Here is a 17,048-nt window from a genome sequence, read left to right as displayed (position 1 = left end):
CGGAGGATCGCTTTCCGTTGTCAAATCGGCAACACCTCAGCGGCATTTGGATAACTGATCGAGACGCTCGGGATTGGTACGCTTGCCGTCCAATGACAGGCGGTGCTTGACCACCTCAAATGGCTCCACACCGTAAGCCTCCCGGTATATTTCTTTTGATCTCGTCCTGAGTGCCGAGATTTCGGCCTCAGCCTCCGGACTCAGCGCCTGATCGCCATTCTTCCATGACAATAGCCAGTAGTCGGGCGTGTCGGCGCGAACGGCAAAACGCCTCGCCAACTCGTCTTTCTGAAAAAGGTCGGAGAACCCATTGAGCCAAAAATCGCAGTTCTCCTTCTGGACATAAAAAAGATCAACTCCCAACGCGCGAAGCGCGGCTTCTGCCGTCTCGGCGGTCCCCAGCGCGATCTTCTTGAAATCGCGGGCGACATCGCTCTGATAGGTATGAATGATCTTGCCTCGCGTCAGGAGGGGCGAGAAATAGCAGGGCACCATCGCGCGATAGCCGTTGAGGGGTAGAATACGCTCAGAACCCGTCGATTGCTGCAACTCGTCACAGCGCTGCCAGTTCAGGCTGACGCGAGGCATTTGATTGAGGGGACGTCCTGTCACGAAACGGACGGCACCGTCGCTCTTGAAGCTTTGCCAAGGAAACCAATACACCGTCGACGCGCAAAGGAAAAAGAGCGCCAAAAACGCCAGATGCGGAGCGGTACGACCGGTGAACCAAGTCGGTGCCAACCGCCACACGATTGTCAGTCCCGCAAAAGCGATCGCGATGACCACAACGGGGGTCAGGGCGTGGACATGAATGGATAGTCTTATCAGACTCGGAATTTTCAACGTTGCGTCGAGAGATCGGACGGTGACGAGATAGGCGATGAGGATGAACGGTGCCGCTACGTTGAGCGGCGGCCATGATTTTGGGTGACCGGAACGATTGGGAAACAGCTTCGAGTCCAGGAAAGCGACAACGCAACATGTCATGGCGAGAAGGGCTGCGCTGCGAATAATCGCCTTCATCTGCCTGAACGCGACGAGCAGTCCTCCTTCAATGGAAAAGTCGCTCACGCCGATTGATTGGGCCACCACAAAATAATCGAGAATATCGAGGCTGCCGAAGTGCGAAAAACGGTCAACCGATACGACGTGCCGGAAGATTGAATAGGGATTGGTCGCCGGAATTCCCAGATAGAGATAGTTGACTCCAAAGGCGACCATGCAGCCCGCCACCGCGCCCGACCCTAGCGCCACGCTCGTAGCGAGCCCTCGCCAATCTCGTTGAAGCGCTTTGGTGAGCACTCCCACGCCGGATATTAGAAAGGCAAACGCTGCGAACAATGGATAGGAGGCGGCGAGAGCAAGGCCGCAGAGGCTGGCGGACAGCTTGTCCTGCCCTTTGGAAGGTCGAACAACGATCAGCAGAAAATAGAGAAGGAACGCTGCAGTTTGGAGATGGTACTTTCCGAACTCCATGATCTGGGGGCCGGGGTCTGACGCGAGAGCGAGAATCGCAAAGCCGAGCGCAATCGAGGGCGCCGCGTCTTCCCATCGTCGCCCAAGTGTGCGCAAGGGTACCAGCGTGCGGGCGAGCTCGAAAATGACCGCACCGATGCCGACGAAGTAGAGAAACGAAATGATCTGGGCGACATGGGGCGGCAGAAACGTCGCCATGATCAGATGCAGCCCATTTCCGTGGCCGATCTCGAAGTCGGAAAAGATGGGATTGTCGGCTGCGAGCCAGATGCTGTGATTTCTCGCGACCTCTGCAAGATAAGGAGCGTAAAGCTGCTGAACGTCGGTCGAAACGACGTCAGGTATGACAGCGCGATCGAGGAACACCGTTGCCAGCAGCCAAAGACCCAGCAACGATGTTGCGACCAGCGGCAAAGTCACCGCGAGTTTCCGCGGCTTCCTCAAGTCGCGGCTATCCCATAGCAGAACCGCGGTCGCAAATCCGAGAACGATTTGCGGGTACAGGATGGAAAGAGCGCCGAGTCCAAATCCCGTCAGGATGAGCGTGGCCGCGCCGACAAAGAACTCGTCGACGCGCTGAGTGGCCTCGTGCTTGATGAGCGAGAACGTCACACGTCCGGTCGCCATGATGAGCCAGCCGAGATAAGGCGTCAGAACGATCCAGGCGAGGACATAAAATCGTGTCGTCCAGCCACCGTCGAACAACAGGGTACGGTAGGTGCCGGTTCGGTTCACAAACCATATGGAAAGTACTGCGGGCACCAAGGCTAGGACGCGCGGCCACCACGTCTCGATGATGGCACGCAAACGCACCGCGCCAGCCATCATCGTTTGATCTTGTCCGGGGTTACTCATCTAGACCGGCGCGACATCAGTTCGTTCGGCGATGGCCCGCGCCCGGTCGGCGTTGAAGCTGGCGCGCTCCGGCGCGATCAGCCAAACCAGTCCGCCGAACAGGCCGACGATCAGGCCGCCAAGACCCAGTAAAACCGATACTGCAAGCGCCTTGTCGGACGCGATTCCGGCCAGACCAAGCGCAGCGACCATCGCGCCTTCGCGCACGCCCCAGCCTCCGATCGAGATGGGGACCGCGGATGACAGGATGACGAGTGGGACAAGCACGAAGGCGTCGAGCGCGGAGAGAGGCGCGTCCAATCCGATGGCGAGGACATAGCAGGTCGCGACGGTGATCAGGTGGACGACGATGGCTGACGCGATCAACATGGCTCGCCCCTCGGGTGCCAGCAACGGCGCCCTGACGAGCATCGCGAATTGCACGACCTTGGCCGGCACGGCCGCGATCAAGCGCGGTGGCCACCGATCGAGCGTCACCAGAGCGATTGCGCCGAGACAAGCTGCCGCCAGAACGGCCAGGATCGCGAAAAGGAGCGAGTTGTCGCGGACGCGAGGCAGCAGAAGTGGCATTCCCGCCAGCACGATGAGACCGAGGGCAAGCAGCGCCAGAAAGCGATCGGCCACGATGCTGCTGATGGTTGGCGACCATTGCACGCCACGCCGCCGCAGCATCCAGATGCGGACGGCATCACCGCCCGCGGGCAGCACCTGATTGAAAAAGGTGCTGACCATGAGAATCCTCCAGCCTGCCATCCACTCGAGCGACACGTTCATGGCGCGGAGTATCAGGATCCAGCGGTGGCAGAGCACGATGGTCTGAGCAAACAGCAGCAGCACGGCAAGCGCCAGCATGTCCAATCTGACGGCGAGAAGATCGGCCTTCAGGGACGACAAATCCTGGGCCCGCAGCAACAACACGAGGATACCGATCGAAACGGCGAACTTGGCCGTCGTCACCAGTGCTTTTGCAGGCCGCTTCATCGGCTGGTGTCGTCCTCTGTCATTCACGGCGCGCTCGTCGAGCGGCGAAAGTGGTCGGAATCTATTGTTTCGCCAGATGCTCCGCGGCGAGCGCACCGGTTCTCGTGACGTAGTCCTGCACCGCGGCGGCATCGCTGCCGTCAGGCGCCCAGTCGGGAAACGCCGTGCGGGAGGGATCGAACGGGCCGGCAGTGGTTTCGTGGAACACCAGCCATTCCGAGGTGATCAGGATCGAGTGGAAGACCTTTTCGGGCATGCGGTAGTAGCAGCGCTTGCCCTGACCGTACGGCGCCATCTCGAGCACTTCGCGAATGCGGCCGTCATCCTCGAAGATCACGACCTGCGCGGTGCCCTCGATCACGTGGAACGATTCAGGTTTGCCGAGGTGCTTGTGCGGCCGCACATAGGCCTCGCGATGATGCACGATCAGCATCTCGTGCAGGCTTGATGCGGGATCGGGATGCGTGCACAGCCGGCTGCGCAGGCGCGGGTTGCCGGCGGCGATGCGCTTCAGCTCCGCGATCGTGGCATCGTCCGCGGTGACGATGGCATCGTCCGAATAGTACACTTCCGGATTTTGCGCGCGCAGCGAGGTCGGCCGGCGCCGGCCTGCTTCATTCGAAGAAGATGAACCCATGGTCGCCCCGATACCCGCATTTGTCGTAGATCCAGGCCCACGTCTGCGGGCCGTGGAAGCTCAGGCAGGTGAGCTGCCAGTAAAGCAGATTGGCCTTCTCGCGCTCGTTGCGGAAGGATTCGACCATCAGATATTTCGAGGCGCCGCGTCCGACGCGCTCGATCTCGGGCACCGCGCGGAACACGTCCTCGAGCGGAAGGTTGTGCAATACGCCGAGCGAGACCACGAGATCGAAGCTGTGGTCGGGGTAGGGGAGAGCGACGGCGCTGCCGACCTTCAGATGCGGCCGCACCTCCTCCTTGGCATTGGCGATGCCATATTCGGAGATGTCGATGCCGGCGATCCTGAGGTCGGGGACCAGCTGGGTGAACTCGTAGAGCAGGTAGCCCTTGCCGCAGCCGACGTCGAGCACGCTCATGCCCGGCTTGATGCCGTAGCGATCGATCAGGGTCTGGGCCAGCGGGCGCCACCGCCCATCGTAGCGATAGCCGCCGTAGCCGTAGCGCCGGTCGCCGTCCCAATAGTCGCGTCCCCATTGCCGCGCCACCGTGGCGGATTCCGCCTTGTCGTGCTCGACCACGCGCTGGACGTAGTCCCGCCTCGTCGATGCGTGCATCGGCTGGAGCAGGTTGATCTCGGTCATGGGGGCCAACCGGTCCGCGGCATCGTCACAGGATGGTCGCGAACTTGTTGACGAGCAGGATGTCCTCGATGGCCTGGATGTCCTTCTGCGACGACAGCGTGATCTCCTCGACCGCGGCGTGAAGGTCGCAGCCCTCGCGCAGCACGCGGTCGTAGATCTGCCGCCGCCGTGCCTCGTCGGGCGGCAGCATGAAGATGCTGTAGAGAATGAGCCCACGCAGCTGCGGCAGCTCGTCCAGGATGTCTTCCAGCACCATGTAGCTGCCGGGCATGGTGTGCTCGGCGGCGCTCAGCAGGTAGTGCAGGTTCTTGCGCCGCGCATAGTCACGGATCACGATGTTCTGGACGTGCTGCGGGGTGCGGCTGCCGTTCAACGGCCTGACGCCGATATAGCCGCGATGTCCGGCCCGCTCAGCCATGAAAGCCTCCCGGCAGCTTGTACTGCATGCCGACCCGGGTTGCCGGGCGCAGCAGGATCGGCTCGAAGAACTCGCCGAAGCGCTTGTCCGCATAGGGCGACATGATGCTCTTGAAGCGGCAGTTCATGCTCCAGCGCGTGCCGGCTTCCTCGTTGACGCGATTGCCGTGCATCAGGGTCTGGTTGAACAGCATGACGTGACCGTAGGGGATCTCGATGAAGGTCGCGTGCGGCTTGATGGTCTTGTACAGCTCCTCGGCGCTGCGCAAGGCCGCCATGCGGTCCTGCATCTCGCCGTTCAGGGACGGCGGCAGCAGATACATCGACTTGGTGCGGTGGACGTCGACCAGCGGCACCCACACCACGACCTCGAATGGCGAGTCGCCCGACCAGACGTCGGAATGGGTGGCGAGCAGCGAGGAGCTGTCGCCGGGAAGCTGGATGCTGAGATTGACGCGGCGCTGCATGCAGAGCTCGTTGCCGACGATGGTCTCGATCGTCGAGCGCGCCAGGCGGAAATAGGTCGGCCGGAACCAGGGCTCGGCGTTGAGGCCGTTGAAGACGTGCAGCCGCAATCCGTTGAGGTCATCCACGCTCACCCGCGTGTGGATCGTGTCCAGCATCGCGTAGGGATCGTTGCTGTGCGGCAGCTTCAGATAGTCCGCCGCGAGCTCGGCGGCGCGGCGCTGGATCCGGTCGAGCCCGGCGCGATCGTCGGCCGGGGTGGTGACGAAGCCATCGTCGATGAAGCGTTGCGCCAGCGCCTGCTCGTCGGCGTGCAGGAAGTCCGTGTCCGTCATGCAAAATACTCCCGGGCGGTCGCGCAAATATAGCTGATGTCGGCGGCCGACAGGAACTGGTTGATGGGGAGCGTGAGGATCTGGTCCGCCTGCCGTTCCGTCACCGGGAACGCGCCGCGGCCATGGCCCAGATGGGTCGCTGCCGGCTGCAGGTGGATCGGGACCGGATAATGGATCGCGGTCTCGACACCCTTGTCGGCAAGATATTTCTGGAAGTCGTTGCGACGCTCGGTCTGCACCACGAAAGTGTGGAAGGTGTTGAACTCGATGTTCCGGCAGGGCGGAATGAACAGGGGCAGGCCGGCGAGCTCGGCGCGGTATTGCGCGGCGTTGCGCCGCCGGCGTTCGATCACGGAAGGAAGGTGACGCAGGCGGATGCGCAGCACCTCGGCCTGCAGCGTGTCGAGCCGCGACACGATCCCCCATTCCTGGACGTCGCTGCGGTTGATCAGGCCGTGATTGCGGAGCCGGCGGATTCTTGCGGCAAGCTCGGCGTCGGCCGTGACGAGGAAACCGGCATCGCCGGCGGCATTGAGATTCTTCAAGGGGTGGGCGGAGAAGCAGCCGAACGTGCCGATGGTGCCGCTCATCCGGCCGTCATAGGTCGAGCCGACCGCCTGGGCGCTATCCTCGATCACGGCGAGCGCGTGCTTGGCCGCGATTGCCATCAGCGGAGCCATGTCGGCCATGCGTCCGGTCAGATGCACCGGCATGATCGCCTTGGTGCGCGGCGTGACGGCGGCCTCGACTGCGGCCGGATCGATGTTCTGGTCCGGTAGCACGTCGGCGAACACCGGCGTGGCGCCGACCGCGATGATCGCGGCGGTCGATGCCACGAACGAATTCGGCGGCGTGATCACCTCGTCGCCGGGGCCGATGTCGAGCGCCCGCATGGCGAGGATCAGCGCGTCGGTGCCGGAATTCAGCGTCACCACATGCGGTGAGCCGAGATAGGCGGACAATTCCTCCTCGAGCTTCCCGACCGCTGCGCCCCCGATGAAGTCGCCGCGCTGGAACACGCCCTCGACCGCCTGCAGGATTTCCGCACGCTCTTCCTCGAACTGCGCGGGAAGATTGACGTAACCGATGCGCCGGCGGCCGGTGTCAGCGTCCATGGCAGAACGTCCTGACGGTCTCGATGACGCGGTCCTGCTGGGCACGCGTCAGGTGCTGGTCGACCGGGAAGCTGATGACTTCCTTGGCGTGGCGGTCGGTGACCGGGAACGTGCCCGGCGCATAGCCGAGATGCTTCAGGCCTTCCTGCTGATACAGCGGGATTGGATAGTGGATCTTGGCTTCGATGCCGTTGTCCAGGCAGTACTTGTAGAGCTCGTCGCGGCGTTCGGCGAACACCATGTAGAGATGGTAGACGTGCTTCACGTTGGGACGGCGCGGCGGAACGCGCAGGCCCGGCAGGCCGGCGAGACCCGCATCGTAATAGGCCGCATTCTCGATCCTGCGCCGCGTGATCTCGCTGGTCTGGCCGATCAGCCAGTTGCCGACCACGGCCTGCAAGGAATCGAGCCGCGAGTTGCAGCCGAGGATCGCGATCTCGTCGCGGTTCTTCATGCCGTGGTTGCGGATCAGGCGGAGCTTCTCGTTCATGCCGTCGTCATTGGTGACGACGACGCCGGCATCGCCCCAGACGTTGAGGTTCTTGAGCGGATGCAGCGAGAAGCCGGCCGCGATGCCATGGGTGCCGGAGCGTTTTCCCGCGAACTCCGACAGGATGCCCTGGCAGGCGTCCTCGACCACCGGCAAATTGTGGCGCTGCGCGATCGGCATCAGCTTGCCCATGTCGGTGACCTCGCCGGTGAGCTGCACCGGCATGATCGCCTTGGTCTTTCTGGTGATGGCGGCCTCGACCTGGTCGACGTTCATGCAGAAGGAATCGTCGCAATCGACCAGCACGGGCGTCGCGCCGGTTTCCGCGATCGCGCCGACGGTGGCGATGAAGGTGTTGGCGGCGGTGATGACTTCGTCGCCATGACCGATGCCGAGCGCCTTGAGCGGCAGCTTGAGCGCGTCGGTGCCGGATCCGACGCCGATGGCGTGACGGACCCCGATCAATTCGGCAAAGCGTTTCTCGAATTCGGCGACGGGCTTGCCGAGGGTGAAGTCACCGGTCGCCACCAGCCGGCCGATCTCGGCGAGGATCGGAGCGGGGTCGGCGAATTGCTCGAGCAGATAGGAATAGCGAACGTCGTACATGTGACCCGTCAGGTGGAATGAAGTTGAGGGGAGGGGGTGTGCGACGCCGCGAGCGCATGCTCGATCGAGGTCGCGATGGCGCTGGCGGAGAGCCCGTGCTTCTTCAGCAACGAGTCCTGCGAACCGTAATTGTGCATGAAGCGGTCCGGCAGCGACAGCCGCAGCATCGCAGGCAAGCCGGAGCCGAGCTTGTCGATCAGCGCCTCGGCAACGGCGCTGCCGAGCCCGCCGGAGGGCACGTGCTCCTCCAGCGTGACCAGGAGCCTGGTGCCGCGGATCGCCTGCAGCAGCGCCGCGGTGTCGAGCGGCTTCACGGTATGCATGTGCAGGATGCCGGCGCGAATGCCTTGCGCGGCCAGCAGGTCGGCCGCGGCGAGCGCCCGCTGGAGCATGATGCCGGTGGTCACCATGAGGACGTCGCCAGAGGAGCGCATCAGGATGGCCTTGCCGATCTCGAAGCCGTGCTCGGCCTTGGAGACGATGGCATCGCCGCCCTTGCCGAGCCGGATGTAGATCGGCCCCTTCCAATCCAGCGTCTGCTCCATCATGCGCGCGGCCTCGTCGGCGTCGCACGGGCAGATCACCGTCATGTTGGGCAGCGCCCGCATGATGGCGATGTCCTCGATCGCCTGGTGGGTGGGACCGAGCGGCGCGTAGACCAGGCCACCGCCATTGGCGATCAGCCGCACCGGAAGATTGTGCAGGCAGAGATCGACGGCGACCTGCTCGTAGCAACGCCGCGTCAGGAAGGTCGCGATGGTGTTCACGTAAGGAACAAAACCCTCCATCGCGAGGCCGGCCGACATGCCGATGATGTGGGCTTCCGAAATGCCCTCGATCAGATGGCGCTTGGGAAACTCCTTGCTCATCGCGCGCAGCGTGCCGGCGCCGGGATCGGAGCCGATGTAGAGCACACGCTCGTCGCGCGCGGCGAGCTTGTGGACCATGTTCATCGCGGTGTTGCGCATGGGGAGCCGATCAAAAATCGCCGACGGCGACGCGAATGGCGTCGAGCTCGCTGTCGGTCAGCTTGTTCTTGTGATGCCAATCGGCATTGGATTCCGCAGCCGGAAGACCCTTGCCCTTGACGGTATGGCAGATGATGGCGGTGGGCTTGCCGGCAACGGCCGGGACCTGCTTCAGGACCGTGCGCAGCGCGCCGACGTCGTGGCCGTTGACCTCCTGCACCGCGAAGCCGAAGCTGCGCCACTTGTCGGCGAGCGGCTCGAGCGGCAGCACGTAATCGGTCGGCCCGTAGCTCTGGAGCTTGTTGTAGTCGATCATGGCGACCAGATTGTCGAGGCCGTGCTTGGCCGCGCCCATGGCGGCCTCCCACACCGATCCCTCGTTGATCTCGCCGTCACCGAGCAGCACGAAGGTCCGGTAGCTGCGCTCGCGCATGCGCGCGGCGAGCGCGAGCCCGACACCGATCGACAGGCCGTGCCCGAGCGCGCCGGTCGACGCCTCGACCCCCGGCACCATGCCGTATTCGGGATGCCCGCCCAAAATGCTGTCGGAGCCGCAAAAGCCGTCCAGCTCCGACAGCGGAAAGAAGCCGCGATCGGCCAAGAGCGCATAGAGCGCCAGACAACCGTGTCCCTTGCTGAGGATGGCGCGGTCGCGATTGGGATCGCGCGGATTGCTCGGATCGATCCGCAGCACGTCGTCATAGAGCACGCGGACCATCTCGATCAGCGACAGGGCAGGACCGACATGTCCGCGTCCAGCAGAGCGGACAGAACCGAGGACGAGGCGGCGCAAATACAGGCTGCGCTCGTCGAGCGTGCAGGTGAGGGCGGCTTCAGCGTGGGGCGAAATCTGGATCACGTTGGCAAATCGTTTGATGGAGCCGGCGGGCTTTGTCGAGCTGGCCGGCAAGGCGGACCGAGAGATCGCCACCTTGCGCAGCCAGGGCGCGCCGGGAGCGGCTTTCCGGCAAATAGGCATTCAGGACAATCAGGCACCAAATCGCCCCGAACAGAGGATACAGTACGTCAAGGCGGATCGCAAACGCGTCATCCCCAGCCGCGAAGGCCTGGGAGAGCCGCTCGATCAATCGATTCGCGTCGGCGTCGGGCAGGCCGCTGCCGGGGTGAATCGCGGTGTCGGACACGAGCTTGACCGGGTCGTCCCAGCCGAAATACTCGAAGTCGATAAAGCGCAATTTGCCGTCGCCGGCACGCAGCGCGTTGTGCAGACCGAAATCCGACGGGCTCAATGCACGTTGGGCGGGCGCAAGGTCCGCGGCGGGATCCAGGCCCAGTTCCCCATAGCGCCGACGGAGTTGCCGGATTGCGACGGCCGTGGTGGGAACGAGGCTGCCGTCCATGAACGCACGCAGGTCCGGATGATCATCCGAGGCCCGCCTCAGGTCGTCGAGGCGCTGCTCGTACTGGGCGATGGCCGCCTCGGGCGAAAAGATGCTGGCTGATGCGTTCCGCAAAGTCTGCGCGCCTTCAGCATCGCGCAGCTTTTGTAGCGCGATCAGGAAATCGGCCAGCTGGTCGGCATCGTCGTGCTGCGGATGCAGGACCGCAGCGTCACCGTCGAACCATTGGTACAGTGCGCAGAACGCCGCCGGATCCTTCGCGATCGGCCGCGGCGTCGAATTGATGCTGTGGCGCGAGAGAAACGTCAGCGCGTCATACTCCTGTCCCAGGCGATCACGTCCGTCGGACGGATAGTGCTTGAGGGCGAGGGGCGGACCGTCCGCCATCTCCAGCCGGAACACCCGGTTGTTGCCACCGGACCGCGCCGGTTGCGCGGCCGCGACCTGCGCCCCGGAGAGGCGACTTCCGATCGAGACCGCATCCTGTACGCTGATGTCCGGCTCGCTCATGCCGTGAACACTCCGCGGTGGATATCGGCCCAGGTCGCGAGCGGCTCGCAATGCTCCGGATGCGGTGGCCGCGCTTGCGTGAACAGGATCGATCGCGTCGCCTTTGGAAAATGCGGCTGCTCGAAGACATCGACGAGATCGTCGATGAAGATGTCGAGCTGCAGGCTCGCCAGCCGCTCGACCTTGGCCGCCAGCGTGTCCTCGAAATAGACATTGCCCGCCGAGATCGCCGCGTCGGAGATATCGATGAGATGCGCGCTCTTCAGCCAGCCGCGCGCGGCCTCGCGCAGGTCGACCCGATCGGGATCCTGATGGCCGAACTGCGTCTTGTGGCTGACGATATAGACGCTCGCGCCGGCCTTGCGGCACGCGACCAGGAATTCGCGGACTCCAGGGTAGATCTCGGCACCGCCGATGCCCTTGCCGTAGACGAAGCCTTGCAGCCCCTGCCAGGCAAGCTCGCCGCCGGCGCGGGAGCGCAGATAGTCCCGCACGTCGGTCTTCAGCCCGTCCCAGCCCTCCGGCACCAGCCCGCGCTGGCGCGCGGCCGCGGCAAAGACCTTGTCGTAGCAGATGATCGTGTTGTCGAAATCGATGCCGATCCGCACGCCGCTCACTTCAGGCTGATGTTCTGCATCATCTTGATGTTGAAATACCTGGGATCGTTGAGCGAGTTCGGCAGGCGGCCGGACCTGAAGGCATCGACGAGGCCGGACACGGCCTGCTCGATCGTGTGCGTCGGCGCAAACCCGAGCTCGCGGCGGATCTTCTCCGAAGACACGTGGTAGGAACGCAGATCGTCGGTCGGCTCGACCGCCACCTCGACATTGTTTCCGACCACCGATTTGACGATGTCGGCGATCTTCATCAGCGAGTGGTTCTCGTAGCCGATGTTGTAGGTCTTGCCGTCGATCTTCGCATCCTCCTGCTGCAGCAGGAACAGATAGGCCGCCGACATGTCCTGGATGTGCAGATTGGGCCGCTTCTGCGTTCCGCCGAACACGCGGATGCGGCCGGTGTTGACGGCGAGATTGGTCAAGATGTTGACGACGACGTCGAGCCGCTGCCGCGGAGCGTAGCCGCAGACGGTGGCGGGACGAACCGTGCAGGTGACGAAGCCGGACGCGGCCTCCTCGGCAAGATCGGTCTCGCACATCGCCTTGAACTTGGAATAGTCGGTGAGCGGCTCGCAGGACAATTCCTCGGTCACCTCGGCCTCGTCCTTGATGCCGTAGACGCTCGACGAGGAGGCATAGATGAAGCGCTTGATGCCCGCCTTCTTCGCGGCGCGCACCATCGGACGGAAGCAGTCGTAGTTGATGGACTTGCCGAGCCCCGGGTCCAGCTCGAACGAGGGATCGTTGGAGATGCAGGCGAGGTGAATCACCGCGTTGTTGCCGCGCAGGGCCTCGTTGATTGCGGCCTCATCGCGGATGTCGCCCTTGATCAGGCGCAGGTTCGGATTGTCGCGAACGGCGTTGAAGACGTCCTCGCCATACATGAACAAGTCGAGCACCGTGACCTTGTGGCCCGCTGCAAGCAGCTGGGGGACCAGCACGCTGCCGACATAGCCGGCGCCACCGGTGACCATCACATTCCATTTTTGACCAATCACTGTCGCTCTCCGGGATTTTTCTTCTTGCGCTATTTCAACAACGCGGTGACGAACTTGACCAGCGGCGCCTTTTCGACCGAGTTGCGGTGACCGACGATGCCGACCTTGATCGCGCCCGCCGCGTTGCCGATGAAGGCGACGTCCTCGATGTTGCCGCCGGCCGCCACCAGCGGCGCCGTGATCGTCAGGAAGGCATCGCCCGCGCCGACGGTGTCGACGACGGTCTTGGTAAAAGCGGGGACGCGCGCAACGCCGGTTTTCGACGAGAAGGGGTAGCAGCCGAAGGAGCCGTGCGTGATGATCATGTTGTCGCAATCGATCTTGCGATGCAGGCCGTCCTCGATCACCGATGCGATGTCGTTGAACTTGTCGGTGGCGGCCAGGCGCGCTTCCGGTGCGTCGATGCAGATGTAGTCGGCCCGCGGATACTTCGTGATCAGGTTGTAGCCGTGATTGCCGCTGTTGCTCTGGGCGTTGACCGCCAGGAACCTGGAATTCGCGATCAAGGTGTCGATCGTGCTTGATGCGATCATGCCGTGACCGAAATCGGTGACGATGACGACGTCGGCCCCGCGGACGCGCTCGGCGGTGACGCGGTCGATCTCCGTGCGCGCGGCTTCGTCGAGCGGCGTGTCGTCCATCGTGTAGACTTCGAACAGCTTGTGCAGATAGCCCATCTCGACGTACCGCAGCTTGCGGGTGGTCGGACGGCCCTGAACGCGGATCGGCGTGAGCGTGACGTTCGGGCGGACATGAGCCCGAATGAACTCTTCGGGGTAGTCGTTGCCGCCCAGCGTCGTGACGATCTCGACGGACTTGCAGAAGCTCGCGACGTGATTGGCGGCGGCAATGACACCGCCGGCGAATTGCTCGCCATTCTTGAGCAGGGTCGCGACGATGTTCTCCTTGGAGGCCTTCCCGAGCGCCGTGACGTACTGGTATTCGTCGATGATGGTGTCGCCGACCAGCACGACGTGCATGTCCTGGATCTTGTCGATCAGCTTCAGCAGGCGTTCGGCGCCGCCGCCGTCGCGCACCTTCTGGAGGTAGTCGCGCAAGGGGGGATCGTAGATGTCGAAATAGCGGTTCAGCAGCGACGACGAGCTGAACGTCACGTCGCGCGTGAAGACGATTCGCCCGCCATGACGCTCGACGGCCTCGCGCTCCACCGCGATCTTGCCGGTCACGTCATCCTCGGGATTCTCGTAGTCCGAGCCCTTCACGTAGATGTCGGGGCGCACGGTATCGAGGACCGGCTCGGCGCTGGAGGTCTGATTGATGCCGACCCAGTCGACCGTCCCGAGCGCGGCCAGCATCTCGGCGCGCATGTTCTCCGGGAAGATCGGCCGCCCCGGGCCCTTGTTGACGTAACGGTCGGCGGTGATGGTCACCACGACCACGTCGGCCTCGTTGCGGGCTGCCAGGATGTGCCGGACGTGGCCGAGATGCACCAGATCGAACACGCCGTGGCAGAGCGCGACGGTCAGGCCCTTTGCCTGTGCGGCGCGCGCAATCTCGCCGAGCTCCTCGATCGTCTTGATCTTCTCGTGCGGTGCCGGATGGCCGGCCGGCCTGTCTGTCGCAGCATTACCCATGTGAATGACCCAAGGCTGAATGACCCAAGGCGCCGGTCGGTCTCAGTTGGCCGGCCCGGAGATGATCGGCTGGCGGCAAAATCGGGGGATGAACGAATTGGCTCAACGGCTTGCCTTCTGCGGGGTGACCTCGTCGTCACCGAGATATTTGAACCAGTCCTTGGTGGCGTCGGCGATCTTGTCCACCGTCCAGAGCGGAGCGTCCTTGTACTGGTCCATCGACTTCAACATCGTCGCGACGCCGTCCTCGAACTTCACCTTCGGCGCCCATTTCAGGATGCGCTTGATCTTGCTGATGTCGGCATAGGTGCAGTCGGGCTCGCCGGGACGCTTGGGAATGTGGACCTTGTCGCCGCCGAGGAGCTCGACCAGGCGGTTCACGCTGTAGGTGTTGTCCGAGCCGACATTGAAGATCTCGTGCGAGACATCGGATCGCGCGGCGGTCACGAAGGCGTCGGCGACGTCGCTGACGAAGGTGAAGTCGCGCGTCTGCTCGCCGTCGCCGACCACGGTGAAGGGCTTGCCCGCGAGCTTCTGTGCCATGAACACGCCGAACACGGCGCCGTAGGTGCCGGTGGTGCGATGGCGCGGTCCGAACACGTTGAACAGGCGCAGCGCCACGGCGGGTAGCTTGTAGACCTGGCACCAGTGCATGACGCATTGCTCGCCGAGATTCTTGGTGAGCGCGTAGGGGTACATCGGCCGGATCTCGGCACTCTCCGGCGTCGGATAAACGTCCGGAATGCCGTAGCAGGAGGAGGAAGCCGCATAGATGAAGCGGCTGGCGCCCGCGTGCCGCGCCGCCTCGAGAACGTTGACCGTGCCGTCGACATTGGCGCGATGATAGGGGATCGGCGACTCGATCGAGGGAACGATGTCCGCCAGCGCGGCGAGATGGAAGACCCAATCCACCCCGTGAAAATACGGCTTGATGGCGTCGAGATCGGTGACGTCCGCCCGCACCACCTTCAACTGGCTCGACCCGGCGCGCGCGGCGAGGTTTTCGGCGCGTCCGATCACGAAATTATCGAGCGCGATGACCTCATGGCCGTCATCGAGCAGGCGATCGACGAGGTGACTTCCAATGAAACCGGCGCCGCCAGTAACGATGCATTTCATGGGGAACATCCGTGACGCGAATGCCCAGCGAAATAGGCTCGCCAATGTTGAGTGAAACCCGAAAAGCCGACTATCAGCCGCTCGCAAACTTTGCAAGTATTATACCTTTGCAATCCTTGGTAATAGCCGGTATCACCCTGTAATGTTGCAATCGAGCCGCCAGCCCATGCCTGCCGAATCCGTCGATCCCGAGCATAAGGCCTTCCTCGACGACTACGTGGGGCGCCTGCATCGCGCGACGGCGGTCGACGACGGTATCTTTGCGAGGATCTCCGCGACGCGCGCGTTATGGTTGCGCACGCGCGAGCAGGGCGGCCGCGTGATCTTCATCGGCAATGGCGGATCGGCCGGCATCGCATCGCATCTGGCGATCGATCTGGCGAAGAATGCGTCGGTGCCTGCACTCTGCTTCAGCGATGCGAGCATGATGTCGTGCCTTGCCAATGATTACGGCTTCGAGGACTGGATCGCCCACGCCGTACGGTTGAATGCGCGCGCCGGCGATTGCCTCGTCGCGATCAGCTCGTCGGGACGTTCGAAGAACATCCTCAACGCGGTTGCGCAGGCGCGCAAGATGAAGCTCGACGTGATCACCTTGTCGGGCATGAACGCGGACAATCCGCTGCGCAATCTCGGTGACGTCAATTTCTGGGTCGACAGCCGCAGCTACAACATTGTCGAGACCACGCACCAGTTCTGGATGATGGCCGCAATCGACCTCGTCATCGGTCGTGCGGAATATCCGGCGTCCTGAGGCGGTTATCTGATGCAGTCGCGCTTCAAGCATGCGGCCCTGTTTTCGGTAAAGCTGCTGCTGTCGGTCGCCGTGCTGGTCTACATCGCGCGCGGTCTCGACCTGCGCCAGTTGCGCGACCATCTCGTCTCGGTCGATCCGGTCCTGTTCATTGTCGCGCTTGCGCTGATCTTCTTTCAGACCTTCGTGCTCAACGGCCGGTGGGAGCTGATCATGCGCGCGCTCGGCGTGTCGCTGGACTGGCTCGCGGGCTGGCGGATCCTCATGATCAGCCTCTGGTTCAATCAGGTGTTGCCGTCATCGGTCGGGGGCGACGCGGTGCGGATGTGGCTGCTGCGCCAACGCGGCGTGCAGTGGCCGGAGGCGGTCAAGGGCGTTGCAGCTGACCGCTTCACGGCGTTGATCGGACTGATCGTGCTGATGGTGGCCGGGTTGCCGTTTCTGGTGTCACGCGTGTCGAATCAGGCCGCGATCCTGGCCATCGGCGGTCTGACGGTCGCGGGCGTCGCCGGCACGGTGGTCCTGTTGACGCTCGACCGTCTGCCGAAGCGCTTCATCGCGCTTCCCGCGATCGCGAGCTTCGTCCGGTTCGGAGCCCTGGTCAGGTTCTTGCTCCTGCAGTCCGAGCGTCGTGCGCTGCTGTTCGGATCGGCGCTCCTCATCCATCTCGTCACCGCCGCGGCCTGCTACGCATTGGCGCGCGGTGTCGGAGCGCAGCTCTCTGTCCTCGACGCCGGCATCCTGATTCCGCCGGTGGTGCTGCTGACGGCCGTCCCCATCTCGATCAGCGGCTGGGGCGTTCGCGAGGGAGCGATGGTCGCCTGCCTCGGTCTTGCGGGTGTGCCGTCCGAGGAGGCGCTGTCGGTATCGCTCCTGCTGGGCGGCATCAGCGTGATCATCGGGCTCGTCGGTGGCGTAATCTGGCTGGCAAGTCCGGAGCGCGGCTCGTATTCGGCCGACAAGGCGGCCAAGGCGGCGGAGGAATCTCCGAGCTACGGGCTGGGCAACGAGGCCTCGAGCCACCCATGACCCGCTTGAGCCCGTTGCCGATCTGGTCTTTACAGGGTGGAATTATCTCACGCGCGCGCGTGTCTCATTTTTCGGTT

Annotated in this window: 17 protein-coding genes; 2 read left to right on the top strand and 15 right to left on the bottom strand. The window is 63.5% G+C overall.

All coding sequences use genetic code 11. The annotated features are described in order from the left end of the window. Nucleotides 1-36 precede the first annotated feature (36 nt). From BDOA9_RS26765 to BDOA9_RS26695, 15 genes are all read right to left on the bottom strand, one after another. Nucleotides 37-2,304, bottom strand: coding sequence for a hypothetical protein (locus BDOA9_RS26765; protein ID WP_244521530.1), 2,268 nt, complete (start codon nucleotides 2,302-2,304; stop codon nucleotides 37-39). 27 nt (nucleotides 2,305-2,331) lie between these two features. Then, entirely contained in the window at nucleotides 2,332-3,312 is a 981-nt protein-coding gene (locus BDOA9_RS26760; RefSeq protein ID WP_025037020.1) for a lysylphosphatidylglycerol synthase transmembrane domain-containing protein, read from the bottom strand. A gap of 61 nt (nucleotides 3,313-3,373) precedes the next feature. Next, entirely contained in the window at nucleotides 3,374-3,949 is a 576-nt protein-coding gene (locus tag BDOA9_RS26755) for a WbuC family cupin fold metalloprotein (RefSeq protein WP_025037019.1), read from the bottom strand. Beyond that, complete coding sequence (locus BDOA9_RS26750; RefSeq protein WP_025037018.1) at nucleotides 3,927-4,592, bottom strand: class I SAM-dependent methyltransferase; 666 nt, start codon at nucleotides 4,590-4,592, stop codon at nucleotides 3,927-3,929. Before BDOA9_RS26750 ends, BDOA9_RS26755 begins: the two co-directional genes overlap by 23 nt. 25 nt (nucleotides 4,593-4,617) lie before the next feature. Further along, entirely contained in the window at nucleotides 4,618-5,010 is a 393-nt protein-coding gene (locus BDOA9_RS26745; protein ID WP_025037017.1) for an LIC12192 family sporadic carbohydrate cluster protein, read from the bottom strand. Then, nucleotides 5,003-5,809, bottom strand: a complete 807-nt coding sequence (locus BDOA9_RS26740) for a sporadic carbohydrate cluster 2OG-Fe(II) oxygenase (protein WP_025037016.1) — start codon at nucleotides 5,807-5,809, stop codon at nucleotides 5,003-5,005. Before BDOA9_RS26740 ends, BDOA9_RS26745 begins: the two co-directional genes overlap by 8 nt. Continuing rightward, nucleotides 5,806-6,924 carry a DegT/DnrJ/EryC1/StrS family aminotransferase gene (locus BDOA9_RS26735; protein WP_025037015.1) on the bottom strand — a complete coding sequence of 373 codons (1,119 nt, stop codon included), beginning with the start codon at nucleotides 6,922-6,924 and terminating at the stop codon, nucleotides 5,806-5,808. Before BDOA9_RS26735 ends, BDOA9_RS26740 begins: the two co-directional genes overlap by 4 nt. Continuing rightward, complete coding sequence (locus BDOA9_RS26730) at nucleotides 6,914-8,020, bottom strand: DegT/DnrJ/EryC1/StrS family aminotransferase (protein ID WP_025037014.1); 1,107 nt, start codon at nucleotides 8,018-8,020, stop codon at nucleotides 6,914-6,916. The genes BDOA9_RS26735 and BDOA9_RS26730 overlap by 11 nt, the downstream gene beginning before the upstream one ends. Nucleotides 8,021-8,028: 8 nt before the next feature. Beyond that, nucleotides 8,029-8,988 carry a transketolase family protein gene (locus BDOA9_RS26725; protein ID WP_025037013.1) on the bottom strand — a complete coding sequence of 320 codons (960 nt, stop codon included), beginning with the start codon at nucleotides 8,986-8,988 and terminating at the stop codon, nucleotides 8,029-8,031. 10 nt (nucleotides 8,989-8,998) lie between these two features. Continuing rightward, nucleotides 8,999-9,847, bottom strand: coding sequence for a transketolase (locus BDOA9_RS26720; RefSeq protein ID WP_025037012.1), 849 nt, complete (start codon nucleotides 9,845-9,847; stop codon nucleotides 8,999-9,001). Further along, complete coding sequence (locus BDOA9_RS26715) at nucleotides 9,822-10,859, bottom strand: phosphotransferase (protein WP_042336782.1); 1,038 nt, start codon at nucleotides 10,857-10,859, stop codon at nucleotides 9,822-9,824. The genes BDOA9_RS26720 and BDOA9_RS26715 overlap by 26 nt, the downstream gene beginning before the upstream one ends. Beyond that, nucleotides 10,856-11,467, bottom strand: a complete 612-nt coding sequence (locus tag BDOA9_RS26710) for a hypothetical protein (protein WP_244521529.1) — start codon at nucleotides 11,465-11,467, stop codon at nucleotides 10,856-10,858. Before BDOA9_RS26710 ends, BDOA9_RS26715 begins: the two co-directional genes overlap by 4 nt. Before the next feature lie 5 nt (nucleotides 11,468-11,472). Next, nucleotides 11,473-12,474 carry an NAD-dependent epimerase/dehydratase family protein gene (locus tag BDOA9_RS26705; protein ID WP_025037009.1) on the bottom strand — a complete coding sequence of 334 codons (1,002 nt, stop codon included), beginning with the start codon at nucleotides 12,472-12,474 and terminating at the stop codon, nucleotides 11,473-11,475. A 29-nt stretch (nucleotides 12,475-12,503) separates the two neighbouring features. Beyond that, entirely contained in the window at nucleotides 12,504-14,069 is a 1,566-nt protein-coding gene (locus BDOA9_RS26700; RefSeq protein ID WP_025037008.1) for a PfkB family carbohydrate kinase, read from the bottom strand. A 102-nt stretch (nucleotides 14,070-14,171) separates the two neighbouring features. Beyond that, nucleotides 14,172-15,188 carry an SDR family oxidoreductase gene (locus BDOA9_RS26695; protein WP_025037007.1) on the bottom strand — a complete coding sequence of 339 codons (1,017 nt, stop codon included), beginning with the start codon at nucleotides 15,186-15,188 and terminating at the stop codon, nucleotides 14,172-14,174. Between the two features lie 166 nt (nucleotides 15,189-15,354). On the opposite strand from BDOA9_RS26695, the gene BDOA9_RS26690 reads away from it, so the two are divergent. Both BDOA9_RS26690 and BDOA9_RS26685 read left to right on the top strand, forming a co-directional pair. Beyond that, entirely contained in the window at nucleotides 15,355-15,942 is a 588-nt protein-coding gene (locus BDOA9_RS26690) for an SIS domain-containing protein (protein WP_244521528.1), read from the top strand. A gap of 12 nt (nucleotides 15,943-15,954) precedes the next feature. Beyond that, nucleotides 15,955-16,971, top strand: coding sequence for a lysylphosphatidylglycerol synthase transmembrane domain-containing protein (locus tag BDOA9_RS26685; protein WP_025037005.1), 1,017 nt, complete (start codon nucleotides 15,955-15,957; stop codon nucleotides 16,969-16,971). The last annotated feature ends 77 nt before the right edge of the window (nucleotides 16,972-17,048 follow it).

Origin of the sequence: Bradyrhizobium sp. DOA9, assembly GCF_000617845.2 — a bacterium.
GTDB lineage: Bacteria > Pseudomonadota > Alphaproteobacteria > Rhizobiales > Xanthobacteraceae > Bradyrhizobium.
The sequence above is the reverse complement of the archived record's forward strand: the minus strand, read 5'-3'. Positions and strand labels throughout refer to the sequence as shown.